Source organism: Herbidospora mongoliensis, assembly GCF_001570545.1.
Lineage (GTDB): Bacteria > Actinomycetota > Actinomycetes > Streptosporangiales > Streptosporangiaceae > Herbidospora > Herbidospora mongoliensis.
In genome coordinates, this window is the sequence record NZ_BBXD01000009.1 from 179,162 (window position 1) to 204,025 (window position 24,864).

The 24,864-nt window shown below is 69.2% G+C and carries 22 protein-coding genes; 10 read left to right on the forward strand and 12 right to left on the reverse strand.

Annotated features, from left to right (window positions below; translation table 11 throughout):
- Position 1: 1 nt before the first annotated feature.
- On the forward strand, positions 2-1,042 hold the full coding sequence (locus AW272_RS05260) for a thiopeptide maturation pyridine synthase (protein ID WP_066361445.1): 1,041 nt from the start codon (positions 2-4) through the stop codon (positions 1,040-1,042).
- A 34-nt stretch (positions 1,043-1,076) separates the two neighbouring features.
- Here the strand turns inward: AW272_RS05260 and AW272_RS05265 are convergent, their stop codons facing one another.
- A complete protein-coding gene (locus AW272_RS05265) occupies positions 1,077-1,724 on the reverse strand; it encodes a nitroreductase family protein (RefSeq protein ID WP_066362489.1) in 648 nt (215 codons plus the stop codon).
- A 112-nt stretch (positions 1,725-1,836) separates the two neighbouring features.
- On the opposite strand from AW272_RS05265, the gene AW272_RS05270 reads away from it, so the two are divergent.
- On the forward strand, positions 1,837-2,289 hold the full coding sequence (locus tag AW272_RS05270) for a MarR family winged helix-turn-helix transcriptional regulator (RefSeq protein ID WP_066361446.1): 453 nt from the start codon (positions 1,837-1,839) through the stop codon (positions 2,287-2,289).
- Positions 2,290-2,357: 68 nt separating this feature from the next.
- Here AW272_RS05270 and AW272_RS05275 read toward each other — a convergent pair whose 3' ends face one another.
- The 3 genes from AW272_RS05275 to AW272_RS05285 all read right to left on the reverse strand — a co-directional run bounded on the left by AW272_RS05275 (position 2,358) and on the right by AW272_RS05285 (position 6,286).
- The gene (locus AW272_RS05275; protein ID WP_157518348.1) at positions 2,358-5,078 is read right to left on the reverse strand and encodes a COG1470 family protein; all 2,721 of its coding nucleotides are present in this window, start codon (positions 5,076-5,078) and stop codon (positions 2,358-2,360) included.
- 208 nt (positions 5,079-5,286) lie between these two features.
- Positions 5,287-5,928, reverse strand: a complete 642-nt coding sequence (locus AW272_RS05280; protein ID WP_066361448.1) for a class I SAM-dependent methyltransferase — start codon at positions 5,926-5,928, stop codon at positions 5,287-5,289.
- A 115-nt stretch (positions 5,929-6,043) separates the two neighbouring features.
- Complete coding sequence (locus AW272_RS05285) at positions 6,044-6,286, reverse strand: hypothetical protein (protein ID WP_066361449.1); 243 nt, start codon at positions 6,284-6,286, stop codon at positions 6,044-6,046.
- A gap of 353 nt (positions 6,287-6,639) precedes the next feature.
- On the opposite strand from AW272_RS05285, the gene AW272_RS05290 reads away from it, so the two are divergent.
- Positions 6,640-7,527 (forward strand): hypothetical protein, encoded by an 888-nt coding sequence (locus AW272_RS05290; protein WP_066361450.1) that lies wholly within the window; start codon positions 6,640-6,642, stop codon positions 7,525-7,527.
- Positions 7,528-7,904: 377 nt separating this feature from the next.
- Here the strand turns inward: AW272_RS05290 and AW272_RS05295 are convergent, their stop codons facing one another.
- On the reverse strand, positions 7,905-8,327 hold the full coding sequence (locus tag AW272_RS05295; protein WP_083958033.1) for a cellulose binding domain-containing protein: 423 nt from the start codon (positions 8,325-8,327) through the stop codon (positions 7,905-7,907).
- 265 nt (positions 8,328-8,592) lie between these two features.
- On the opposite strand from AW272_RS05295, the gene AW272_RS05300 reads away from it, so the two are divergent.
- Together AW272_RS05300 and AW272_RS05305 are read left to right on the forward strand one after the other, a co-directional pair.
- Positions 8,593-10,155: a CocE/NonD family hydrolase gene (locus AW272_RS05300; protein WP_083958034.1), complete on the forward strand. Its 1,563-nt coding sequence runs from the start codon at positions 8,593-8,595 to the stop codon at positions 10,153-10,155.
- 22 nt (positions 10,156-10,177) lie between these two features.
- On the forward strand, positions 10,178-10,987 hold the full coding sequence (locus AW272_RS05305) for a maleylpyruvate isomerase family mycothiol-dependent enzyme (protein ID WP_066361452.1): 810 nt from the start codon (positions 10,178-10,180) through the stop codon (positions 10,985-10,987).
- Between the two features lie 18 nt (positions 10,988-11,005).
- Here AW272_RS05305 and AW272_RS05310 read toward each other — a convergent pair whose 3' ends face one another.
- The gene (locus AW272_RS05310) at positions 11,006-11,194 is read right to left on the reverse strand and encodes a hypothetical protein (protein ID WP_157518352.1); all 189 of its coding nucleotides are present in this window, start codon (positions 11,192-11,194) and stop codon (positions 11,006-11,008) included.
- A 93-nt stretch (positions 11,195-11,287) separates the two neighbouring features.
- Between AW272_RS05310 and AW272_RS05315 the strand changes: the two genes are divergently transcribed.
- Positions 11,288-11,656 carry a DNA-binding protein gene (locus tag AW272_RS05315; RefSeq protein ID WP_439649139.1) on the forward strand — a complete coding sequence of 123 codons (369 nt, stop codon included), beginning with the start codon at positions 11,288-11,290 and terminating at the stop codon, positions 11,654-11,656.
- Here the strand turns inward: AW272_RS05315 and AW272_RS05320 are convergent.
- Together AW272_RS05320 and AW272_RS05325 are read right to left on the reverse strand one after the other, a co-directional pair.
- Positions 11,649-12,743, reverse strand: a complete 1,095-nt coding sequence (locus AW272_RS05320; protein WP_066361455.1) for a HEAT repeat domain-containing protein — start codon at positions 12,741-12,743, stop codon at positions 11,649-11,651. The genes AW272_RS05315 and AW272_RS05320 overlap by 8 nt on opposite strands.
- A gap of 40 nt (positions 12,744-12,783) precedes the next feature.
- On the reverse strand, positions 12,784-13,995 hold the full coding sequence (locus AW272_RS05325) for an acyl-CoA dehydrogenase family protein (protein WP_083958035.1): 1,212 nt from the start codon (positions 13,993-13,995) through the stop codon (positions 12,784-12,786).
- Between the two features lie 108 nt (positions 13,996-14,103).
- Here AW272_RS05325 and AW272_RS05330 point away from each other — a divergent pair, with 108 nt between their 5' ends.
- Positions 14,104-16,680 (forward strand): discoidin domain-containing protein, encoded by a 2,577-nt coding sequence (locus AW272_RS05330; RefSeq protein WP_066361457.1) that lies wholly within the window; start codon positions 14,104-14,106, stop codon positions 16,678-16,680.
- Between the two features lie 106 nt (positions 16,681-16,786).
- Positions 16,787-17,806 carry an ion channel gene (locus AW272_RS05335; RefSeq protein ID WP_066361459.1) on the forward strand — a complete coding sequence of 340 codons (1,020 nt, stop codon included), beginning with the start codon at positions 16,787-16,789 and terminating at the stop codon, positions 17,804-17,806.
- On the opposite strand, the gene AW272_RS05340 is transcribed toward AW272_RS05335, so the two are convergent.
- The 3 genes from AW272_RS05340 to AW272_RS05350 are packed head-to-tail and all read right to left on the reverse strand — an operon-like array spanning position 17,757 to position 20,821.
- Positions 17,757-18,377: a Uma2 family endonuclease gene (locus tag AW272_RS05340; protein ID WP_218010796.1), complete on the reverse strand. Its 621-nt coding sequence runs from the start codon at positions 18,375-18,377 to the stop codon at positions 17,757-17,759. The genes AW272_RS05335 and AW272_RS05340 overlap by 50 nt on opposite strands.
- A 4-nt stretch (positions 18,378-18,381) precedes the next feature.
- On the reverse strand, positions 18,382-19,296 hold the full coding sequence (locus AW272_RS05345; protein WP_066361461.1) for a glucosyl-3-phosphoglycerate synthase: 915 nt from the start codon (positions 19,294-19,296) through the stop codon (positions 18,382-18,384).
- A gap of 55 nt (positions 19,297-19,351) precedes the next feature.
- Complete coding sequence (locus tag AW272_RS05350) at positions 19,352-20,821, reverse strand: helix-turn-helix domain-containing protein (protein WP_066361463.1); 1,470 nt, start codon at positions 20,819-20,821, stop codon at positions 19,352-19,354.
- 248 nt (positions 20,822-21,069) lie between these two features.
- Between AW272_RS05350 and aceA the strand changes: the two genes are divergently transcribed.
- Both aceA and AW272_RS05360 read left to right on the forward strand, forming a co-directional pair.
- Positions 21,070-22,353: an isocitrate lyase gene (gene aceA, locus AW272_RS05355; protein ID WP_083958036.1), complete on the forward strand. Its 1,284-nt coding sequence runs from the start codon at positions 21,070-21,072 to the stop codon at positions 22,351-22,353.
- Between the two features lie 93 nt (positions 22,354-22,446).
- The gene (locus tag AW272_RS05360; protein WP_066361467.1) at positions 22,447-23,148 is read left to right on the forward strand and encodes a trypsin-like peptidase domain-containing protein; all 702 of its coding nucleotides are present in this window, start codon (positions 22,447-22,449) and stop codon (positions 23,146-23,148) included.
- Here the strand turns inward: AW272_RS05360 and AW272_RS05365 are convergent, their stop codons facing one another.
- A complete protein-coding gene (locus AW272_RS05365; protein ID WP_169807494.1) occupies positions 23,149-24,699 on the reverse strand; it encodes a serine/threonine-protein kinase in 1,551 nt (516 codons plus the stop codon).
- Positions 24,700-24,864 lie beyond the last annotated feature (165 nt).

A 24,864-nucleotide genomic window follows, 5' to 3' on the forward strand; every position in this document is an offset into this window, starting at 1 on the left:
CATGTGGCACAGCGTCCATGTCTTCTACCACGAGCCGGACAAGGACCCCCTGCTCCTCGACGCCGTCCGGCCCCTGCTGGCCGACATCCGCGACTACGCCGAGGCGGCGTACGTGGTGCGCCACTGGCGGCAGGGCCCCCACCTGCGCATCAACGTGAAGACCGACCGGCGGATGTGGGAGGAGGTGGTGCGCCCCCGCATCGGCACGGTCGTCGGCGGATGGTTGCGCGACCACCCGTCGACCTACGTGGTGGACCAGGCCGAGAGCCTGGCGCGGCACCGCCTCATGGCCGCGCGCGAGCAGGAACACGGCCCGCTCACCCCGTGGCCCGCCGACAACTCGATCGTCGAGTTCCCGTTCGACGACCGCCGCCACGTCCTGGGCGGCGACGAGGCCGTCGACCTGCTCACCGCGTTCTACAGCGACAGCACCCCGCTGCTGTTCACGATGCTCGACCACTGCCGCGACCGCCGCGACACCAAGTCGGACCTGGCCATGGCCCTGCTCCTGACGGTCGCGCACACCTCCCATCCGATCGAGCGCAGCTACCTGTCGTTCCGGGTGCACGCCGAGGGCTACCTCATGTGGTCAAGGGACCCCGAGGCCGCCCGGCGCTCCTTCGACGAGGTGTACGGCTCCCGCCGCGCCCTGCTCACCCAACGGGTCAGGCAGGTCGTGGAGACCATCGACGCGGACGGGGACAGCCCGTTCGTCCGGGAGTGGGCGGCGCTCGTGGAGACCTACCGCGCGAGGGCCGACCGCGTGGTGCACCTGCTGCCGACCATGGACGACTCCCCGGCCGAGACGAGGGGCGAACTGCACACCCTGATGTTCGGCACCCCGGACTACCGCCGCGCCATGTTCGCCCGCCCCGACTTCCTGCGCTACCGGGTGGTGCTCAACTACACCTACCTGCACCTGACGAGGCTCGGCCTGACCCCGCTCGATCGCTTCCGCACCTGCCACCTGCTCGCGAACACGGTCGAGGAGGTCTACGGTGTCTCCGGCCTGGAGTCGATGCGCCGTTACGCCCGCGGCTAGCGGGACGGCTTGAGGGGGCCGAGGCCCGGCCTTCCTACCAGCGGTCCCAGTGGAGGACCCGCTCCCGGGGGATGCGCCGGGCCGGCTTGAAGTCGGTCCCGATGGTGTACGCCAGCGGGATGAACGCCGCCAGCATCACCTCGTCGTACGGCACCCCCAGCACCTGCGCCAGTTCCGCTTCGAGCGGCCCCTGAGCGGTGGTCCACGTCGTGCCCAGGCCGCGCGCCCGGGCGGCGAGCATGAAGCTCCATACCGCGGGGAGGATCGACCCCCACGCCCCGGCCTGCACCGAGACGGGGGCGTGGTCGGTGCGGCCCTCGACGGCGGGGATGACGAAGGCCGGGACCCGGTGGATGTTGTCGATCAGGTGCCGGAGGCCGTCGAAGACACCCGCCGTCGATTCGGGGTGGTAGTTCATCCGCCAGTGATCCTGGTCGGTCAGTGGCTGGCCGGTCGACAGCGGGAGGGCCCGCAGGAAGAGATCGGCCACCGCCCGGCGTCGCTCGGGCTCGGTCACGACCAGGAAGTGCCAACGCTGGCGATTCCGGCCGGTCGGGGCCTGGACGGCCAGGTCGACGCACTCCTCGATGAGGGTGCGGGGAACCGGGCGGGTGAAGTCGAGGCGTTTGCGTACCGCGCGCGTGGTGGACAGCAGCTCGTCCGGGGTGAGATCCAGGGTCACGGTGCGCTCCATCTGGCAGAAAACAATCTGGAAACAGACGATTGACCGTATGACCGAAAATCATCTGCTGTCAAACAATCTTTACCAAGATTGGCTGATAGCATCAGGCACCATGACGACGGCCAAATACTTCGCGGACCTGGCGGCCGAACGGCCGGACATCGCGCTGTGCCGCGCCTCGGCCTCCGTCTCCCGCGCCGCCGACGCCCACGCGGGGGTCACCGGCCTCGGAGTGGGCCAGCACCTCGTGCTCAAGATGCTCGCCGCCGTCGGCCCCTGCTCCCAGCAGGCGCTCAGCGAAGAACTCCGCATCGACCGAAGCGTCATGGTCGGCGTCTGCGACGACCTTGAGAACCACGATCTGGTACGCCGCGAACGCAACCCCCGCGACCGCCGCTCCTACGCCGTCACGATCACCGACACCGGCCGACAGCGGCTCGCGGAGGCCGAGCAGACCATTCCCGGCTTCCTCGACCAGGTCTTCCACGTGCTCAGCGCCCAGGAGCGCGACCAGCTCACCACCCTCCTGGGCAAGGTCCTCACCAATCGGCGCATTGCCGGGTAGACGACGTTCCGCGCAAGGATCGAGCCTGAACCGCCACCGGCCTGCGGATCTGAGCGCCTGGGCTCGGCCTAGCGGGAGGTGGACGTCCTGACCGTGAGGTTGCCGGTGGCGGTCGGGACGTTGGCGGTGTAGGTGGCGTTGGCCGTGGTGATGGTGACGGTGAAGGCGTCCCGGGAGAGCGGGCCGTTGTCCGTCACGGTGGCCCGGAGTTTGGCGGGGGCGCCGTTGAAGGTGCCGGTGGTTTCGAGGACCGCCTTGTCGCCGGAGGCGATCATCCAACTGGTCTTACCGGCGATGAAGACCTTGGTGCCGTAGGTGACGGTGGTCGAGCCGAGCGGGCGGGTGCCCAGGTAGAAGAGGGTCGAGGCCAGGAGGACGGTGGTGCCCGACTGGGTAGCGCCCCTGGCGGCGGATTCCTGGGATCTGCCCAGGGCGGAGCCGGTGAGGGTGGCGCCGGGGTCGTACAGGGCCAGACTCGACTCGACCGTGGGAGCCGAGAAGAAGCCGCCGTCCATGGTGACTTTCACCGACCAGAGGTCGGCGGGCGCGTCGAGCCGGATGGTGGCGTTGCCCGCCGCGTCGAAGGCCGTCGTACGGACCAGGGAGGTGCCGCCGAGCGTCGGGGTCAGGGTGACGGTGACGCCGGCCTTGGTGAGGTCGCCGGGGTGGCCGTCGTTCTCCTGGACCGCCCTGAGCGTCAGGGTCGCGCCGGACGCGGCCTGCGTGCCGGCGCTCGTGACCGTCACCGTCGCCTTCTCCGGGTTCACGGTGAACGGCACGACGGTGGAGCCGCCGCGGTAGAGCGCGTCTTCGGGGGTCTCGACCTTGATCGCGTATCCACCGGGCGAGCCCCCCGCCCAGGTGGCGCGGGCGACCCCGGCCGCGTCCGTCGTCGCCTCGAAGGTGTCGACGCCGACGCTGAAGATCACTCGCTTGCCGGCCACGGGCTGGGCGGTGATGACGTCCCGAATCGTGGCGACGAGCTGCGCCGGGTCGGAGTAGTCGCTCGACCGGTCGCCGCTGTAGGAGAGGAGCAGCGGACGTTTCACGATGTCCGCGAGAAACTGGTAGTCGGTCCGGACGTCCGGGTTGGTGGTGCTCCGGCCCGAGGCCCGCAGCGTGGTGCGGTCGTACAGGATGCCTGTCGGGACGGTGACGTTGATCACGGCGGTGGACGACACACCCGGGCCGAGGGTCATCGTGTGCGTGGTGGCCGACCAGCCCTGCTGCCCGTACACGGTGAACTCGAAGGTGTCGGTGGTCTCACCGGTGTTCCGCACCGGATAGGTGAACTCGAAAGTGCTGCCCAGCGCGACCGTCGGGTGCGGCGCGTTGCCGTCGCTGCGGGCCGGGTCGATGAGGATGCCGGGGCCGCGCACGTCCAGGTAGGCCAGGAAACGCTTCTCGTTGGAGGTGTCGGCGTAGGACGGGCGGCCGATCGCCCTGATGGCGACCTTGGCGGGGCTTCCGTCGGCCCAGGCGGCGTTCATCGTCCGCACCATGGTCCGGGTGTCGGTGGGGTTCCAGGCGTCGGTGTCGCTCCCGCCGTGACAGCTGCCGTCGTCCTCCTTGGGGTCCTCGTCGGTCCGCCCGTCGCGGTCGTCGTCCACGCCGTTGGCGGGGTCCTCCCCCATTTGGCCGTCCTGGTCGTCGTCGACCTCTTTGAGGTCCTCGTCGATCCGCCCGTCGCCGTCGTCGTCCACGCCGTTGGCGGACTCCTCGCCCGCTCGGCCGTCCAGGTCCTCGTCGAGGCAGCCGGGGATGCGCGCACCGTCCGGCCGGATCAACTCGACTCCGCGCTTGGACTCGACCCCGCCCCGGACGTTCCGCTCGTCGATGCGCCAGACCACCAGGCCGCTGTCGGAGGCGTCCTGGTCGTAGGTGCCGGGCGCGGGGTCCCTCGCCTCGACCAGGAAGTAGTCGTCGGTGCCCTTCTCCGGGTCGTACAGCAGGTACGCCTGACCGATGGAGGAGGCGGACAGGTCGACGTACCCGTCCTTGACGGCCACGATCGGCTTCTGGCCGCCCAGGTGCATCCGGTGCCATACGTTGGCTTCGAACCACACTTCGCGCTGGACGCAGGTGGGCCCGGCGACGTCCAGGCTGCCGACGCCGAAACCGTAGTGGTCGTCGAGGTCGTAGACCTGGTGGGCGAGCTCGTGCACCAGGGTCATCCGGTTGGTCGCGGTTCCCGCGTCCGCTGTGAGGAACGCGACCCGCTTGCCGTCCAGCTCGCGGCCTTGGGCCACCCCCCTCGTCTGGCCGCAGTAGTCCGTGCCGGGGCGGGAGGTGAAGATCGTGAAGACGGCCAGCTCGGAGTCCCCGATCGAGCCGTTGCGGTCGGTGTCGTACCGGGCGAAGTCGACGAACGGATCGGCGAGGTCCATCATCCTGCGACGGCGCTCGGCCGCGTCCTGCGCGATGGCGGGCCCGGAGGCGCCCAGATCGACCACCACGACCCCGTTGTTCTGCTCCCCGAAGGTCTCCACCACCGGAATGATCGTGGCCAGGCCGTTGTCGAAGAAGTAGTTCGTCACCGTCCCGAACGTGGTGTGGGAGAAGAACCTGTCCTCGATGCCCTGCTCGGTGGTGTTCGCCTGGTCGTTGAACGTCGCGTAGACGATCAGCAGCGGGATCGGAAGATTGCTTCGATCCTTGAACAGGGGCGCGTGGGGCCGGTCCGGATGGGAGAAGTCCGGCAGCGGATGCGGATAGGCGACCTCCGCGTGAGCGGGCGGAGCGACCAGCAGCCCGCCCGCCAGGAGAGCCACGACGGCCCCGGCCAACACCCGTAACCACCTGTCACCGTGAGCGGACCAAGCGAACATCCAGCGCCTCCAGCCTCGACTCCGCGCGGATCACCCGCGGCCGTCATCGTGGTCGTGGGGATCCGGGTTCGCATGAGTAGCCCCCTACTCAACGAAGCAAGCGCGCTAGCTCAGGGCGCCTTGGGGGGCATCTCGATGATCTTGTGATGAAGGAGTCCGTGTCTTGGGATCAGGCGCGGTGCCCTGCTCCCCAGTAGAACGGCCCAGAGGACGAGCGAATCGTGATGCGCCATCCGAGCTGCTCGAGTTGTCGTTCGAGGTCCGGCGGGCGGTGCGGGACTTTGACGATTCGGTAGGTGGTCCCGTCCATGAGCCGCCGTTGTATCGTCGCGGATTGCTCGCCCTCGATGAGTTCGTCGGCTGTGCGGTAGCCGTCGTCGACGAAGAACACCCGCCCCTCCGGTTTCAGGCAGTCGGCCACCAGCGACCAGAAGGACGCGAAGCGCTCAGGCGGAACGTGCGACAGCCAGAACCCGAAGAAGACAACGTCGTAATGACGGTCCGGCTGCCAGCGGAACAGGTCGGCCGACACGAAGCGCACCCGCTCGTTCCCGCTCACCCGCGTCGAGGCGATGGCGAGCATTTCCGGGGACGCGTCCACGGCGGTGACATCAGTGGCGTGCTGGAGCAGCTGGGTGGTCCAGTTGCCTGGGCCACAGGCGAGTTCGAGCACGCTGCCCGTCGGCCGGAACGCATCGAGCGCCGCCGACAGCTCAGAGGCGCCGGGAAAGGGTAGAGCGTGGCGCTCGTATTCTGCGGCAATCGCACGGTAGTAGACGACCTGTTCATCGAGCAGTTCTCGCAGGTTCATGGATCGACTATCACCAAATCATTCGGCGGGTTGCAACACCGGCAAGATCGCATCGCTGATCCATTGAGACTGGCCATCCCGAATGAGAACCAGGCGCGCCAGACACACAAGCTGCCTAACGCAGCGCTATTTGATAACGGCACCCCTCGCCGACCTGGGGCATCAGCCGCGACACGTCCACGGCGACCCGGGCGTGCTCGCCCGCCCGCCACGACGGCCGCGCGCCCAGCCGGACGACCAGGTCGGCCCGGCGGTGCGACCCGAGCCCGACCGCGCCAGGCTGCGGGCCCGACGGGGTGTCGTCGGCCTCGACGTCGCTGTTGAACAGGCGCCGCATCATCGAACGGACCTTGCCCATTCCGCCGCAACTCCCCGCGCAGCGTCCGCCGTAGAAGACGTTTGATCTGAAGCTCGACGCCGGCGCAAAGCCCGTCGCGCGTGTTGGACCGCGTCGCATTCCTCACGGTTCGCGGCTGAGTGGATTCTCAGCGCCCCTCAGCGAGATCACAGCTCTGACAGAGCAAGCTCGTCGAGTCACAGGGCGGAGGAGTTCGGATGAGAGCCAAGGCATTGGGCGGGCCGCGCAGGTGGCCCCGCGTTGCGGCGGTGTGGAGCTCGGCCTATGGGGCGGCCCACGTGTGGTGGCTGATGGACCCAGGGTCACCCTTGGCTCCTCCTGAGGAGCCGTTCTCGCCGGGCAGGTGGGTGGCGGTGACGCTCGCCTTCACGGCCGCGGCGGTGTGCTCACTGATCGCCGCCGGGACCGCACACCACTGGGCCGCACCTGCGCGGTGGACGCTGGTGGCGCTGGCGTGGGTGGCCGGGGCCGGGCTGATCGTCTATTCGTACGCGCTCGCCATCAGCCTCGCCACCATGCTTTTCGGCCAGGTCGACCACTGGGGAGCTCTGCTGACCCGCGCGGCCGGAGCGACGGCGGGCGCGCTGACGCTGGCGTGTGCCGTCGCCGAGCAGCGCAGGGTCCGGCGGGCCTGCGTCCACTGCGCCCGAGTCCACGGCCGTTCGCCGGAGCGGCGCACCGACCCCACACCGCGGTGGGCCTACCTCGCCGCCTACATAGCGATCGGTGGTTGCGCCGTTCGGGTGACCGCGCTGGTACTCGACTCCATGACGGCGCACGAGCCGCTGCCGTTCACGCTCGGTTCGCCTTTCGGGATCTTCGTCGTCCTGATGATCCTGGCCGGCACCCTCCTGCCGCTGGCACTGGTCCACCGGTTCGGCAGGATCTGGCCGCGCTGGGTGGTTCCGCTGGCAGGACGTGACGTGCCGCGATGGCTTGTGCTCGGACCCGCCTTGTTCGTCGGCGCGGGCCTGACCGGCTACTTCGGCGTGGCCGGGATGACGGCATGGCTCCTGGGCAAGGGCAACCTCGCCCAGGCTCCGGTCTGGAAGGTGTCGATGGAGATGTTCGGCTACACGTCGTGGGGCCTGGGCCTGCTCGCCGCCGCCATGTCCTACTACGGTTTGACCAGGCGGGATTGCCCTATTCCCAGGGCTCACCATCTCGCGGACCCGGAACGTCATCATGGCGCTCGGCTCTCATGGCCAGGCCCGAAGCGAGGCTCGACCCCGTCGGCATAAAGCGTGTTCGACGGTGTCGTATCAGAGGCGCTGAGGGCGGATGGCTCCCGATGCGGGGTCATGGCGGCGTCGCCCGGTCTTGGGTGACGCCGCCGCCGTCCTGGCGGTCAGACGGCGATGCGTCCACCGGCGCACCACCGTCCCAGCAGGTCAAGCTCACACGCACGCCACTGGCGCTGATCGCGGGGGCCAACTGGGCCGCCTGCACCAATGGCCGGCCGCCCGACTCGCCCAGGACTACCCTCACCGCGCACCCGACCTGCCCGCCGGGATGGAGGGCCGGCAGCGCAGCAGGCCGTCATCGCGCCGCCTGGCGCGACGCACGGCAGATGTCCCGCGACATCGAGAACAGGTCTTATACAGGCCGGTGAAAACGTCTAATAGGTGATGGTGCACCCGACAGCCGTGGGCAGCGGCGAGACGCTCGTATTGGGCACGAGGATCGCGAACCCGAAGCGCGCGCTCTGGCCCACGGGTATGACTTTGTTCCACGACGCGGGATTCCACTGATACGTCGTCGGCCTCGTCACGTTCCAGTACTGGTGAACGACCGCACCCTGCGAATAGGCGAAGGCGATGATCGCCCACCAGTTGGTGGACGGCGTCGTGCCGGTGTTGTCGAATTCCGCGTCGACCTGCCACCTGTACTGCCCGTTGACCATCCCCCAGTAATTGGCTTTGAACGTCAGCTCGCAGGTCGCGGCATGGGCGGGGGTCACGGAGGTGAGCACGCTCGCCGCACCGAGTACGGCGGCCATCAGCCACGCGGTCAGGCGCCGACGGGCACGTCGTTCTGCCATGGGCCTCTCCTGTCAGGAAGTGCGCGCATTCAAGTCACGCGCATAGGCGATGACCGAACGCTACGTTCGGCCCCGACCATCGTCAAATGTCGATGAAAGTTACAGCGAATTCATGCTTTTCAGCCCTGAGGAAAAGAGATCCATGAAAAGGATTGTTATTCGCCGACGACAATGGCCGAGAGCCCGGCCGTTGTCTAACATCACCCGTATGGCCGACCAGCTCATTCACCTGTCCACGGCACTCGCCCGCGAAAAGTGATCCGCGATGAAACCGAAGATCGAGCGTGACCTGCGCGTCCCGATGCGCGACGGGGCCTTGCTGCTGGCCGACCGGTGGACGCCCGCGACCGGGGGCGACGGTCTGCCGACCGCGCTCATGCGGACCCCCTACGGCCGGGGCGTCGCGGCCAGAAGCATGGCCGAGCCGCTGGTCCGGCACGGTTTCCAGGTGCTGGTGCAGAGCACACGCGGGACCTTCGGATCGGGCGGCGCGTTCGAGCCTCTGCGGCGTGAGCGCGACGACGGGCTCGACACACTGAGCTGGATCGTCGAGCAGCCGTGGTTCGGCGACTCGATGATCATGTACGGCATGAGCTACCTCGCCCTCGCCCAATGGTCGGTGGCCGATTCGGTCCCGCCGCAGGTCAAGGCGCTCATCCCGGGGGTCGCCGAGTCGGCGTTCACTCTGGAGTTCCTGCGCGCCGACGGGTTCTCGCTGGAGACGCCGTTCTCCTGGGGCGTCCTTGTCGTCAATCAGGAACGGCGGTTCGCCCTGGTGCGGATGCTCCTCAGCGGCAAGCGGGTCCAGCGCGCGCTGCGCACCCTGCCGCTGAACCGGGCCGACGTCGCCGCACTGGGCCGGAGCAGCGACTACATCCAGCACATTCTCGAGCACGACGCCGGCAGCCCCTACTGGCGGGACCTGGACCACCGGCACCGGGTGGCCGGCATCGAGGTGCCGGTGAGCACCGTCGGCGGCTGGTACGACATCTTCCTGCCCGGCCAGCTCCGCGACTTCCGCGCGCTGCGTAACGCCCGGCTGACGGTGGGCCCGTGGTCCCACTCTTCGATCGGCCTGATGGACGCGATGGCCGCCGAAGCGCTGGAGTTCGGCCTGCCCCTCGCCCAGGGAGAGGCGCCCGCGACGCGGGCACCGGTCCGCCTGTATGTCATGGGCGCGGAGGAATGGCGCGACTTCCCGTCATGGCCGCCCCCGGGCCACGAGGTCCGCCGTTTCCACCTTCAGCCGAACGGCGGCCTGGCCACCGGCACACCCGCCGAGTCCCCGCCCGACGACTACCGCTACGACCCCGCCGACCCCACCCCCGCCGTCGGCGGAGTGCGCATGGCCTTCGGCGTGGAAGCGGGCCGCGTCGACAACACCGCGCTTGAGGCCAGACCTGACGTGCTGACCTACACCACACCCGTGTTGGACGACGACGTCGAGATCATCGGCGACATCACCGCCGAGATCTTCTTCCGGTCGAGCCTGCCCCACGCCGACGTGTTCGTCCGACTGTGCGACGTCGACGAGAAGGGCCGCTCGGTCAACGTGTGCGACGGCCTGACCAGCCTGACCACCGCCGACGAGATCACCGCCGCCACCGTGCGCCTCTGGCCGACCGCCCACCGTTTCAGGAAGGGTCACCGGGTCCGCGTCCAGGTCTCCAGCGGCGCCTTCCCCCGCTACAACCGCAACCCCGGCACGGGTGAACCGCGCGCCACCGCCGTCACCCTCCGCGTCGCCGACCAGCGGGTGTTCCACGACCCGGAGCATCCGTCAGCGGTGATCCTGCCCATTCGACAGGCCAGCCCGACCGCACCGTGAACCGCGTGAATACGCTGACCCCATGACGATCTTCGGGGACCCCATCGACGTGCGCCACCTGTTCCCCACCGAACGGCGCCGGCTCCTGGACCTGCTCGAAGGCCTGTCCCCCGCCGAGTGGACCCGCCCGACGGTCTGCCCCGGCTGGACGGTCCACGACATCGCGACCCACATCCTCCACGACTACGGCCGACGCCTTTCCGGAAGCCGTGACGGTCACCATGGAAGCGGCTTTCGCGCCGGCGAAACCCTGCCGGTGTTCCTCGCGCGGGTGAACGACGAGTTCGTGCAAGCGGCCCGATCGTTCTCACCCGCGGTCGTGACGGACCTGATCCGCCATCTCGGCGTCCAGCTGGACGCGCACTGGACCCGGCAGGACCTCGACGCCCCCGCCGACCTGGACGTCTCGTGGGCGGCGACCGACGTGCCGAGCCCGGCGTGGCTGGACATCGCGCGGGAGTACACCGAGTTCTGGGTCCACCAGCAGCAGATCCGCGACGCGGTGGCCCGTCCTGGCGCGCACGACCTCATCGCCCCGGTCATCGACACCTACGCGAGGGCGCTGCCCTTCGCGCTCCGGGATCAGGTGCGCCCCGAAGGCACGTCTGTCGTCCTGAAGGTCGGCGAACGCGAATGGTCAGCCGTGTGGCACGACGACCGGTGGCGCATGGGCGCGGGGAACCCGGCAGCCGAGGTCACGATGGACCAGGACGCCTTCTGGCGTCTGGCCAGCCGCGGCATCACCGTCGAAGAGGGCCGCCGAAGGGCCACCATGACCGGCGACCCCGAACTGACGGCGGCGGCGACCACGCTGCTGGCCGTCATCGCCTGACCCCGCACCGCCGAGCGGTCATGACGCGGGGCCGACCTCTGGTTCAGGCTCGGGCATTTCGGAATCCTCACCCAAGTCGTCGTCGCTCTTCGGGTCGGTCAGCGGTTCGGGGTCGCGGGAAATGGGGTGTTCGGGGGTCTCGGTGTCCGCGCCCGATCTTTCGGCCACGACTTCGCTCTCGCCGTCAATGCCACGGTTTTCGCCCATGGGCACCGGGTGCCCGACGATCGTGTTCGTACACCTGATCCACACGACAGCGTTTCAATATTTCGTTGACAACGTTCCGTTGAAAACTCCATGATGGCAGACGTGTACGCATCTCTCTCTCACATCGCCACCCGCCACGCCGCCACCGAGACCCAGCGCTCCCGCCAGGTCCACCCGACGGTCCTCGGCCCCCACGAAGCGGTCCGCCTCGTCACCCTGCTGGCCGCCGGCACGGCCGCCCCCGACCCCGGCGAGCCGGAGGTCGACGCGTCCGACCTGACGGCCGCGCTCACCCTGATGCCGCTGGTCAGAGGTGAGATGGACCAACTGGAGGCCAGCCTGCTGCTGATCGCGCGAGGACGCGGGCTGACCTGGCATGAGATCGCCAACGCCCTCGGGCTCGGGTCCCCCCAGGCCGCCAAACAACGCTACGAACGCCTCGCCGGACGCGTCGCTACGTGAGCACCCACGCCAGGAGGCGGCGGTGGCGCTCGGGAGCATGACGCACCAGAGAGCGCAGTTCCCGCCGTAGCTCCTCCGGGCACGGCTGATACAGCGTCGGGGCGACCCGTTCACACCACTCGTCCAGGTCCGACAGGGCGTTGTCGCCGAAGTCGGGGTCGCCGATCGAGAGCAGGTCGGCCCGCAGCCGGGTCCACGAATCACCGTTGATCAGCAGGCGGTGCCCGGCCCGGCGCACGTGCGCCGGGTTGACCCTGTCGAGCAGGTCGAACGAGACCTGGGCCCCGGTCGCGCGCATGCTCTTCACCACCTGCGCGACGACCCGCGCCGACGGGTCGCGGATGTACGCGGCGAGTTCCTCGTGTACGCCCCAGTTGCGCAGGGTCCTGGCCGCGGCCTGCCGGGTTCTCGGACGGGGATCGCGCAGGAACGGGATGACGAGCGGCGCGTCGCCACGGTCACCGCACTCGCCCAGACCCTCGATCGCGACCCGGCCGGCGAGGTCGGCGCGGTAATGGAGGGCGGGATCGCCGCCGGCCTGCCGTATCGCCCACTGGGCCGTGAGCCGGACGACACGCGAGCGGTCGTCGAGGAACTCCGGTGCGCGATCGGGCAGTCTGGCGAGGGCGCGGGCACGGACGCGGCCCATGCGGGAACGCAGGAACGGGGCCGGGTCGTCTCCCTCGATTTCGCCGCCCTGCCTGCGCCGGAGCAGGACCGCGATCGGCAGCAGCCGGTCGACGGCCCCCGGCTTCACGGCGACCTCGGCCAGCAGCCTCCGTGCGTGGTGACGGACCGGATCGGCCCAGTCGAGCGATCGGATGACCAGGAGGGGCCACAGATCGACGTTCCGGGCGACTTTCGCGAGGGCCCGTTCGCGGTGGCGGCCGTTTCGGCTGCAGGCCATCACCACGATGTCGGCCAGGCTGAGGGTCAGGCGGATGCCGAAGGCCGAGTGCCTGTCTTCGTTCACGTGGTAGCCGGACCGAAAACCGGCGTCGAGGACGCACCACTCCTCAGGGGTGAGCCGCTCCAGCCACGCGTCGCGCACGAAGCCCTTGAAGAAGAGGTCCGGTTCGATCTTCATGGCAGATCATCGCAACACCGGCGGTCCGGTTTCGACTGGTTTACCGCACCGCCAGGCCCGTGACCGCGCGGGAGATGATCAGCCGCTGGATCTCCGACGTCCCCTCGAAGATGGTGAAGATCTTCGCGTCCCGGTGGAACCGCTCCACCGGATGGTCCCGCGTGTACCCGGCCCCGCCCAGCACCTGGATCGCCTGCTCGGTCACCCAGACCGCCGTCTCCCCCGCCACCAGCTTCGACATCGACCCCTCGGCCTGCGAGAAGCCCGCCCCCTGCCGCCCCATCCAGGCCGCCTTCCACGTCATGAGACGCGCCATCTCGATCCGCGTCGCCATGTCGGCAAGAAGGAACGCCACGGCTTGGTTCTCCCCAATGGCCCGCCCGAACTGGTGCCGCTCCCGCGCATAGTCCCGCGCGTATTCGAACGCCGCCCGCGCGATCCCGACGGCCATCGAAGCCACCACGGGCCGCGTCGCCTCGAAGGTCCGCAGCGCAGCCTGACCGCCTGACCGCTCACCGGCCCGTGCGCGCGCCAGTCGCTCCTCCATCTTCTCCACGCCACCGAGCAGACAGGACGCGGGCAGCACGACATCGTCCAGAACCACTTCGGCGGTATGCGACGCCCGAATCCCGTGCTTGCGGAACTTCTGGCCCTGCGAAAACCCGGGAGTTCCAGGCGGCACCACGAACGTCATCTGCCCCCGCGCCCCCAGCGAAGGATCTACGGTCGCCACCACGATGTGGACCGCCGCGATCCCACCGTTCGACACCCACGTCTTGGTCCCGTTGAGACGGAAGTCTCCGGACGGCAACCGCGACGCCCCGGTCCTGATCGCCCCGATGTCCGACCCGGCATCGGGCTCAGACGCGCAGAAGGCTCCGACGGCCACGTCAGAAGGGGTCCCGAACATCACCGGCAACCAGGTTCCCACCTGCTCATCGGTCCCGTTCGCGGACAGGGCGGCCGCCGCCAGCCCGGTCGCGGTCAAAGCGAGCCCGATCCCCGCATCTCCCCAGAACAGCTCCTCGAAGGCGACCGGCAATCCCAGCCCACTGTCCTCGAACCACTGTGTGGCGAAGAAATCCATCGAATAGAGGCCGATCTTCGCCGCCTCCTGGAGCACCGGCCAGGGGGTCTCCTCGCGTTCGTCCCACTCGGCCCCAGCTGGGCGGACGACGTCTCGGGCGAACTCGTGGACCCACTCTCGGACGTCGCGGATTTCGGCCGGCAATTCAGGGTTGAAGGTCGTCACCCGCACAGGCTACCCCTTGACGTTCATGTTCCCGTTAAGTTAAATCAAGGATCGAAATAAGGCACAGAGAAAGACCCTTCACACCCCCCTTCACTGTGGAGAACACGCATGAGAGGTCTGCCTAGGCTTGTCGCCTGGGGCACCGCGTCGGCGGCCATAGCCGCGATGCTGGTCGCCTTACCGGCCAGTCCCGCCTTCGCCGACGTCCTGCTGTCGCAGGGCAAGACGGCCACGTCATCATCCGCCGAGAACGGCGGGACGCCGGCCTCGGCGGCCGTCGACGGCAACACCGCGACCCGCTGGTCGAGCCTCTACACCAACGACCAGTGGCTGCAGGTCGACCTCGGGTCGGCGCAGGCGATCAACCGGGTGACCCTGCTCTGGGAGGGCGCCTACGGGAACGCGTACAAGATCCAGGGTTCCAGCAACGGGACCACCTGGACCGACGTCCAGAACGTCACCGGAGGTGACGGAGGGACCGACACCTACGCGGTGAGCGGGACCTACCGGTATGTCCGGATGCAGGGCGTCACCCGGGCCACCGGGTGGGGCTACTCGCTGTGGGAGTTCCAGGTCTTCGGGCCGGACGCTCCGGGCGGCGGGACCTGCGGGACGACCAACGCGGCCCTGAACAAGCCCGCCTCCGCCTCCTCGCTGCAGGGCGCCGGGTTCCCGGCCTCCGCCGCGTTCGACGGCAACAACGCCACCCGCTGGTCGAGCCTGGCGGCCGACCCGCAGTGGGTGCAGGTGGACCTCGGCACCGCCCAGGACATCTGCAAGATCGACCTGCGCTGGGAAGGGGCCTACGCCTCCGCCTTCCAGCTCCAGTCGTCCACCAACGGCACCACCTGGACCACCCTCAAGTCGGTGACCGGGTCGACCGGCGGCGTGCAGTCGCACACCGTGACAGGGAACGGCCGCTACATCAGAGTGAACGGCACAGCCCGCGCCACCGGCTATGGCTACTCGCTCTGGGAGGTCGCCGTCTACACCGGAAGCGGTCCCGTCGACCCGGGTGACCCGGGCGGCCCGATCACGGGCGGCGGGGACCTCGGTTCGAATGTCCACGTCTATGACCCGGGCACCCCGACGGCCACGATCCAGAGCCAGCTCGACTCCGTGTTCACGCAGCAGGAGTCGGCGCAGTTCGGCACCGGGCGCCACGCCTTCCTGTTCAAGCCCGGAACCTACAACGTCAACGCCAAGGTCGGGTTCTACACCTCGATCTACGGCCTCGGGCAGAACCCCGGCGACGTGACGATCAACGGCGGCGTCACGGTCGACGCCGGCTGGTTCGGCGGCAACGCCACGCAGAACTTCTGGCGCTCCACCGAGAACCTGTCGATCCAGCCGACCGGCGGCACCAACCAGTGGGCCGTGTCGCAGGCCGCGCCGTTCCGGCGCATGTGGATCAAGGGCAACCTGAACCTCGCGCCGACCGGCTACGGCTGGGCGTCGGGCGGTTACATCGCCGACAGCCGCGTCGACGGGTCCGTCGGGCCCTACTCGCAGCAGCAGTGGTACACCCGCGACTCCACCATCGGCAGCTGGACCAACGGCGTGTGGAACATGGTGTTCTCGGGCGTCGTCGGGGCTCCGGCCAACGGCTTCCCCGAGCCCGTCTACACCACGCTGCAGAACACCCCGATCTCGCGGGAGAAGCCTTATCTGTACGTCGACGGCTCCGGCGCCTACCGCGTCTTCGTGCCCTCGCTCCGCACCAACGCGCGTGGCCAGAGCTGGGCGAACGGCGCCACCCCCGGCACCTCGCTCCCGCTGACCCAGTTCTACGTGGCCAAGCCCGGCGACTCGGCGGCGCGGATCAACGCGGCGCTGGCCCAAGGCCTGAACCTGCTGATCACCCCGGGCATCTACCGCCTGACCGCCCCGATCAACGTGAACCGGGCCAACACCGTCGTCCTGGGCCTCGGCCTGGCGACGATCATTCCTGAGAACGCCTCGGTCGCCGTCAAGGTCGCCGACGTGGACGGCGTCCGCCTCGCGGGCTTCCTGATCGACGCCGGACCGCAGAAGTCGCCCGTCCTGATCGAGGTCGGCCCGCCCGGATCCTCGGCCGACCACGCCGCCAACCCGACCACGCTGCAGGACGTCTTCGTCCGCATCGGCGGCGCCTTCGCGGGCAACGCCGAGGTCAGCGTGATCGTCAACAGCGACGACGTGATCATCGACCACACCTGGCTGTGGCGCGGCGACCACGGCGAGGGCATCGGCTGGAACGTCAACACGGCCGAGACCGGCCTGATCGTGAACGGTGACGACGTGCTGGCCACCGGCCTGTTCGTCGAGCACTACCGCAAGTACGACGTCGAGTGGTACGGCGAGCGCGGCCGGACGATCTTCTTCCAGAACGAGAAGGCGTACGACCCGCCGAACCAGGCCGCCTACATGAACGGCACGGTCAAGGGCTGGGCCGCCTACAAGGTCGGCGACAACGTCCAGGTCCACGAGGGCTGGGGCATGGGCGCCTACGTCTACTTCAACGTCGACCCGACCATCCAGGTCGACCGGGTCTTCGAAGTGCCGATCAGACCCACGGTGAAGTTCCACAGCCTGCTGGGCGTCTCGCTGGGCGGCAACGGAATCATCAACCACGTGATCAACACGACCGGCGGACCCGCTCAGGGCACGGCGACCATCCCCGCCAAGGTGGTCTCGTATCCCTGACCGTAAAGCTGAGCCGTGAGTCTCCCGGGCGCCGCCGGGAGGCTCACGGCTCCTCCATTTCTGGCGCGGCTCCATATATGGTGACCTGCACCGGAATGGGGTTTATATGCCGATCTTCCTCGCGCGGTTGCTGGCCCGGATCAGCACGTGGTGGACGCCCGTCCTCGTGCTGGCCGTCGTCTACGCGACGAGCTGGCCGCTCATGCTGCTGGCCGAGCCGGGGAGCGACATCACCTCACCGGGAAACTACTGGTGGTATTTCGTGGTGACCGCCGCGACCGTGGGATACGGCGACCTGTTCCCCGAGTCGGCGGCCGGCCACGTCGTGGGCGTCTATGTGATCGTCGGCGGCATCGCGGCCCTGACGTCGCTGTTCACCCGGCTGGCCACCCGGCTCGAACAAACGAGGGGACGGCGCATGCACGGTCAGATCTCGGTGCACCTGTCCGGGCACATCGTGCTGCTGGGGTACAGCCCGGGGCGTACAGAAACGATGGTGGACGAGCTCTCCGCCGACGGGACGAAAGTGGTCGTCTGCGCCTGGGACGACGTCCAGAACCACCCGATGCCGGACAAGGACGTGGAGTTCGTCCGGGGCGACCTGGCCGACGAGAAGACCCTGGAACGAGCCGGCGTCCACCGAGCGCACAGCGTGCTGGTCGACGCCCGCGACGACAACGAGGCCCTCGCCGTCGCGCTGACCGCCGACCACGTCATCACCACCGCGCATCTGGTGGTGGCGCTGCGCGATCTGTCGCGGGTCAGGCATGTCCGGTACGTCGGTGAGAAGCTCCGCTGCGTGCAGTGGCACACCCCGCACATGATCACCGAGGAGCTCAAGGACCCCGGGATCAGCGACATCTACGCCCAGCTCATGACCCACGGCGGCGCCGACACCTACTCGGTCCCGCTGACCTTCGGCCCGGTGACGGTCGAACACTGCCAGACCGCCCTGGGCCGCCACCACGGCGCGACCCTGCTGGCCGCCCGCGACGGCACGACGCTGCTGGTCAACCCGCCCTGGCACACCGAACTGCGCCGGGGAACGGTCCTGTACTACATGGGCTCGACCCGGCTCAGCCCGGCCCAGCTGGCGGCGACTCTTGGAGCTCCGGCCAGTCGATGACCATCGCGATCGGCGTGCTGACCTCCGGGGCGCCGCCCTCGTCCCGCATGAGCGTGCCGATGTGCCGGTACGTCATGGTCGCCGGATCCAGCCGATAGCGCTCGACCAGGGCGATCCCGCCGGAGTCGAGCCGCACGATCCAGTGGTGCAGGATCCCGGCCCGCGCGTATTCGGCGTGTTTGCCGACCGTGTCGGTGGTCTCCGACCCTGCCTCGACGATCTCCGCGACCAGCACCACGTCGACGGGCCGCAGGGGTTCTTCCCCGTCGAGGCAGCGGAAGAGCACGACGTCGGGCCGCCGCACGTGCAGCGGCACGTCCCGCAGCCGCACATCCAGAGAGTTGGCCACGGTCAGACAGCCGTAGCCCCGGTTCATCGCCTCGCGGGCGTGTTTCTCCAGGAGGTCGGCCAAATGCCGCCCCACGATCTGGTGCCGCCGGTCGGGTCCCGGGCGGTGCACCACGTAACCGTCGACGACTTCGATCCGAAGATCCTCGGGCAGTAGCGCGTATTCCTCAACCGTCAGCGGATGGGGCTGGGAGCTGAGCGCGTGAAACCAGGCATCTGGCACCAGCTCAGGATAGAACGCTCACCATCGGAGGTCTCTGGGCGACGGAGACATCGTGTTCGACCGGCTCGTGCCCCGAAGGAGAGCGCCGGAACTGGGTCAGCCGCAGCTGGCTGCTCCCCAGCGGCACCCCGGTCAGCCGTGACCAGGCGGTCTGCATGATCTGCGCGGCCATCCCGCCGAGAGCCTCGGTCGACTGGTGGGAGTGCACCCGGCGGCCGAGATCGACCTGGGCGAGCGCGTCGAGGCCGCACAGATCCAGCAGGTCGATGAGCAGGCCCAGCTCGACGCCGTAGCCGGTGACGAAGGGCACCCGTTCCAGGGCGGTGCGGCGGCCGGCGTACTCCCCCGACAGCGGCTGGACGAAGCCGGCCAGTTCGGGCCAGTGCAGGTTGATGAGGGGGCGGGCGACCAGTTCGGTCACCCGGCCGCCGCCGGTCTGCTCGGCGCCGAAGGGGCGGTCGTAGCAGCCCTTCACGTACGCCACCGTCGGGTCGGTCAGCAACGGCCCCAGCAGGCCGGTCACGAAGGAGGTCTCGAACTCGCGCAGGTCGGAGTCGATGAAGACCAGCAGGTCGCCGCTGGTGACCGCGAGCGACTTCCAGAGGGCCTCGCCCTTGCCGTCGAGCGGTTTGAGGTCGGGCAGGATCTCGTCCTGGGCGATCACGGTCGCGCCCGCCCGCGAGGCCACGGCGGCGGTGTCGTCGGTCGACCGGGAGTCGATCACCACGAGTTCGTCGACCAGACCCGCCAAGTCGCGCCGGATCGCGGCGACGATCTCGCCGACGGTCTCCCGCTCGTCCCTGGCCGGGAGGACGACGCTGATCGTCGTGGCCCCCTTGGCCGCGAGCAGCGCCGGAAGGGGCCAGTCGGACGCGGACGACGACCGGCCGCCCGACCACGCCAGCACCTCAGGCAGCACGCCCGCCCTCCCCCCTGAACGTCACGGACACACCTTATGGGGTGGCGTGACCGTTCTAATCGGCGGCGTGGCGTTCGAGGAAGGTGTACACGTCGACCTCGTCGACGCCGGGGAACGAACCGGGCGGGAGCGCCGCCAGGACGTGGGAGTTCGCCCGCGCCGATGGGAAGGCGAACCCCTCCCAGCGCTGGGCCAGCTCGGCCGGGGGGCGGCGGCAGCAGTCGCCGTTGGGGCAGTTCGACTTGGTCCGCCGGGTGGTCTCGCGGCCCCGGAACCAGCGCGACTCCCGGAACGGCACGCCCAGCGTGATCGCGAAGTCCTTCTCGTGGGACGGGTCGACGTGGGCCATGCAGAAGTGGGTGCCGGTGGGGCTGTCGCTGTACTGGTGGTAGACCGAGTAGCGATCGGGCGACCGGAACACCTGGCGTCCCGACCACTGCTGGCAGAGCCGCTGGCCCTCGATCGCGCCCTGCTCGTCGGCGGGGAAGACGATCCCGTCGTTCTCGTACGCCTTGTAGATGATCCCCCCGGCGTCGTTGCGCACGAAGTGGCAGACGAGGTCGAGGTGGTGCGTGGCCAGGTTGGTGAAGCGGTGGGCGGCCATCTCGTAGGAGACGGCGAACACGTCGCGCAGATCCTCGACCGACAGGGCGCGGTCGCGCTTGGCCTCCAGCAGGAAGGGGGCGGCCGCCGCCTCGGGGACCAGCACGGCCGCGGCGAAGTAGTTGGCCTCCACGCGCTGGCGGAGGAAGTCGGCGAAGTCGCGCGGCTTGTGGTGGCCCAGCGCGATGTGGCCGATGGTCTGGAGCAGGATCGTGCGCGGGGTGTGCATGCCGAGCTGCTCGTGCTTGAGGTAGATGCGGTGGTTGCGCAGGTCGGTCACCGAGCGGGCCGAACGCGGCAGGTCGGGGGCGGTGTGCACGGTGAAGCCGTAGTGAGCGACCAGCGCCTGGATCGTGCTCTGGGAGAGGGCGCCGCTGCGGTAGCCGACCGCGAGCAGGGCCTCGGCGGCGGCGCGCTCGATCTCCTCGAAGTAGTTCCCGGCCTCGCGCTGCTTGCGGCGCAGCTCGGCGTTGGCGGCCCGCGCCTCTTCCGGGGTGGCGGTGCCCTTGGCCTGGCGGGCCTTGAGTTCGTCGTACAGACCGAGGATGTGTTCCAGCACGTCGTTCGGCACGCGGGCGGAGACCTTGAGCCTGGCCAGGCCGAGCGAGGTGTAGAGGGGGTCGCGCTGGGCCTCCTCCAGGGCGATCTCCAGCTGGGCGCGGCGGTTGGGGGCCTGCCTGCGCAGCAGCTCCTCGACCGGGACGCCCAGCGCCGCGGCGAGTGACTTCAGCAGCGACAGCTTGGGTTCCCGCTTGCCGTTCTCCAGCAGGGACAGCTGGCTGGGGGCGCGCCCGACCCGCTCGCCGAGGTCGGAGAGCGTGAGGCCGCGCTGGCGGCGGAGGTGCTTGAGGCGCTGCCCGAACGCGAGCAGGTCGATCTCCTGCGTCAAAGACAGCGGTTCTTCGCTGAGTACGGAGGGCATCTCTTCAGAATAAGCGGAATTTCAGGACATCTTCCAGGCCCAGTGACTCAGCTCACATCGATTGGTCTAGTCCAAATCAAAAATTCCACGTTTCTTCTCGCGTCAATACGGGCACGAATTTCCGTCCTCGCGAAGATTTGGCCATATTTCTAGACATCTCGACTTGTCGTATCTCTTGACATCAACACAAACTCGTACCAAGCACCCCAGGTGACGACCCAACGCAACAAGGGAGTGACCGGAAGATGATGTCGGAACGCCTCAGGTCAGCCGCTGCCGAGCTGCGTCATGACTGGGACACCAATCCCCGGTGGTCCAGCATCGACCGCACCTACACCCCAGACGACGTCGTGCGGCTGCGCGGTTCCGTCCAGGAGCAGTACACCCTCGCCCGGCTCGGCGCCAAGCGCCTCTGGGACCTCCTACACACCGAGGACTACGTCAACGCCCTCGGCGCCCTCACGGGCAACCAGGCGGTCCAGCAGGTCAGGGCCGGCCTCAACGCGATCTACCTGTCGGGCTGGCAGGTCGCCGCCGACGCCAACCTCGGCGGCCACACCTACCCCGACCAGAGCCTCTACCCCGCCAACTCGGTGCCCGCCGTGGTCCGGCGGATCAACAACGCGCTGCTGCGGGCCGACCAGATCACCTGGGCCGAAGGCGACGACAACGCGCCCCACTGGATGGCGCCCATCATCGCCGACGCCGAGGCCGGGTTCGGCGGCGTGCTCAACGCCTTCGAGCTGATGAAGGGCATGATCGCCGCCGGCGCGGCAGGCGTGCACTGGGAAGACCAGCTCGCCTCCGAGAAGAAGTGCGGCCACCTCGGCGGGAAGGTCCTGATCCCGACCTCCCAGCACGTCAAGACGCTCAACGCGGCGCGCCTGGCGGCCGACGTGTGCGGCGTCTCCACTCTGGTCATCGCGCGGACCGACGCCCAGGCCGCGACCCTGCTGACCAGCGACGTCGACGAGCGCGACCAGGCCTACACCACAGGGGAACGTTCCGCCGAGGGCTTCTACCACGTGCGCAACGGCGTCGAGCCGTGCATCGCGCGGGGGCTCGCCTACGCGCCGTACAGCGACCTGCTGTGGATGGAGACGGCCACGCCGGACCTGGACGTCGCCCGCCGGTTCGCCGAGGCGATCAAGGACCGCTATCCGGACCAGATGCTCGCCTACAACTGCTCGCCGTCGTTCAACTGGCGCAAGCATCTGGACGACTCCACGATCGCCAAGTTCCAGCGCGAGCTCGGCCACATGGGGTACAAGTTCCAGTTCATCACCCTGGCCGGGTTCCACTCGCTGAACTACGGCATGTTCGACCTGGCCAAGGGCTACGCCGAAGAGGGCATGACGGCCTATGTGGAGCTCCAGGAAGCGGAGTTCGCCGCCGAGAAGCGCGGCTACACCGCCACCAAGCACCAGCGCGAGGTCGGCACCGGCTACTTCGACCTGGTCAGCACGGCCATCTCACCGGACTCCTCGACCACCGCGCTGCGCGGGTCGACCGAGGAGGACCAGTTCCACTAGAAGCCCGGCCCCGCCGCCGCCGCAGGTCACCCTCGAAGGATCTGACGTCTCAGCGACGGCGGGGTCGCACCACCGGGCACTAGGCTCCGGCACGTGATCGAGAAGTTACTCGCACTCGCCGTGCTCGCCGCCGTGACGGCCTGTGGGCAGGAGCCCCCTCCCACCGCTCAAGCGGTGGCACCGTCACCGGCGGCCGCGCCGAGCCACCCCAACGTGGTCATGCTCCTCGCCACCGCCGCCGGGTGCAAGAAGAGGACCGAAGGGACGGGGTTCGTCTACGCGCCCGAACGGGTCATGACGGTGGCCCACGCGGTGGCGGGAAGCACCGCCCCGATCACAGTGACCGGGTCTGACGGCAGGCACCACGAGGGCACCGTGGTCGTCTTCGACCCCGACCGTGACGTCGCCGTGTTACGGGTGCCGGGGCTGACGGCCCGGCCGCTGAGGTTCGCTCCCGCCGACGACGGCGACGACTTCACCTTCGCCGGTTACCAGAAGGGCGGGCACTTCACCGAGAGGCCGGGCAGGGTCGACCGTGTCACCCCGGCGGTGAGCAACGACATCTACCACAAGCACGAGGTGGAGCGCGAGGTGCTCGTCGTGCTGGCCAAGGTCGAGCCGGGTCTCGCGGGAGCGCCGATGCTTGGTTCCGGCGGAATGGTCACCGGCATGGTCTACGCCGCTGACACCGGTAATCCCGTCAAAGGCTACGCGCTCAGCGCGAAGGAGCTCGGCCGCCCGGCCGAGCAGGGCCGGACCGCCACCGAGCCCGTGTCGACCCAGGAGTGCGACTGATCACCCGCCGGAAGGCGACGGAGACGGTGAGGGGCTCGGCGACGGCGAGGGGGACGGCGACGCCGACGGGCTCTCCGACGGCTGTGGGGACTCCTCGTCGCCCCACTGCGGTTCCGTGGTGATCCCGCCCGTCGGGACCGGGCGGGTCGGCGTCGGGTTGGTCGTCGGGCCCTTCGTCGGGCCCGGATTGTCGGGTGGGCCCTGGGTCCAGCCGCCCTCCCCCGGTGGGGGCGTCGGGAAGGTGGTGCCCCACGGGTCCTGGCCCTGCGGCCACGTCGGGGTGATCGTCCGGGTCGCGGTCACGGTGACCTCGGCGCCCGTCTCTCCGCCGGGCGGCACCTCGCCCTCGACGGGTGGACGGGACGTGCCCAGCACCTCCGGCGTCGCCACGCCCTCGTTGGGCAGCACGACCATCGGTACCGCCGGCGGCGGCTCGGCGGTCTGCACTCCGCCCGCCGGAGAGCTCGTGGCCGCCACGACCGTGAACGCCGCGATGGTCACCGTGGCCAAAGCGGCGTAACCGGCATGCTGGGTGGTCGAGCCGGTCCGGCGGCGGCGGTTCCTGGCGCCCGTCTCGGCGACCGCGAGGGCCCGCGAGGAGACGTCCTTGATCTCGCCCTTGCGCGGATAGGGCACCGGCTGCCAGATCTCCTCCATGACCTCCGCGACCGCCACCCGCGAGTCGGGCGGCAGGCCGACCCCTCCGGCGGCCAGCAGCGCCGACAGCAGTTCGGCGGCGTCGGGGCGTTCGGCGGGCTCCTTGCGCAGGGCGGCGTTGACGGTGTCCCAGAGCAGCTTGGGCACCGCCGCGATCCTGGGCTCCTCCAGCATGATGCGGCGCATCACGACCTCGGCCTCGCCCGCACCGAACGGGTGGTAGCCGGTCGAGGCGAAGGCGATCAGGCAGCCCCAGGCGAAGATGTCGGAGGCGGGGATCGCCGGGCCGCCGGTCAGCCGCTCGGGCGCGACCCAGCCGGGGCTGCCCATGATCTGCCCGGCCTGGGTGTGGGCGGCCAGCGTGTCGAGGTCGCGGGCGATGCCGAAGTCGATCACGAACGGGCCGCTCGGGGCAAGCAGCACGTTGCCGGGCTTCAGGTCGCGGTGGACGAGCCCGGCGTGGTGGGTGGCCACCAGTGCGGCGGCGGTGCCGAGGGCGACGCCGTAGGCGAGGTCGGGGGTCAGCGGGCCGCGCGCGGAGACCACCTGCGCCAGGCCGGGCCCGGGGATGTACTCGGTGACCAGGTAGGGGCGGTCGTGATCACTGCCGTCCTCGATCACGGCGGCGGTGCAGAAGGGCACCACGCGGCGGGAGAACTCGATCTCCTCGGTGAACCGGGCGCGTAAGGTCGCGTCGGAGAGATGCATCGGGTGGGGCGTCTTCAACGCCACGAAACCGCCCTGCGGCGGCTCCGCGAGATAGACCACGCCCATGCCACCGGTGCCCAGACGGCCGAGCAGCAGATATCGGCCAATGATGACCGGGTCTCCCACCGTCAGCGGTCGCACGCCGGGCGGCATGCCGTTCTGGGGGCCCGTTCCGCCTCGTGCCATCCGGAAGTTACCTCTCCGATCAAAGAAGTACGCACAGCACACTGTGGCCGGATGGAACGGTCCGCGCCTCCAACTAGGCAGAAGCGGCATAACGGGTTAGGTCACTACGACCTGGGGGTAACTATCCGCAGGTCACAGCGGAATCAGCAGTCACACCTGCTTTTT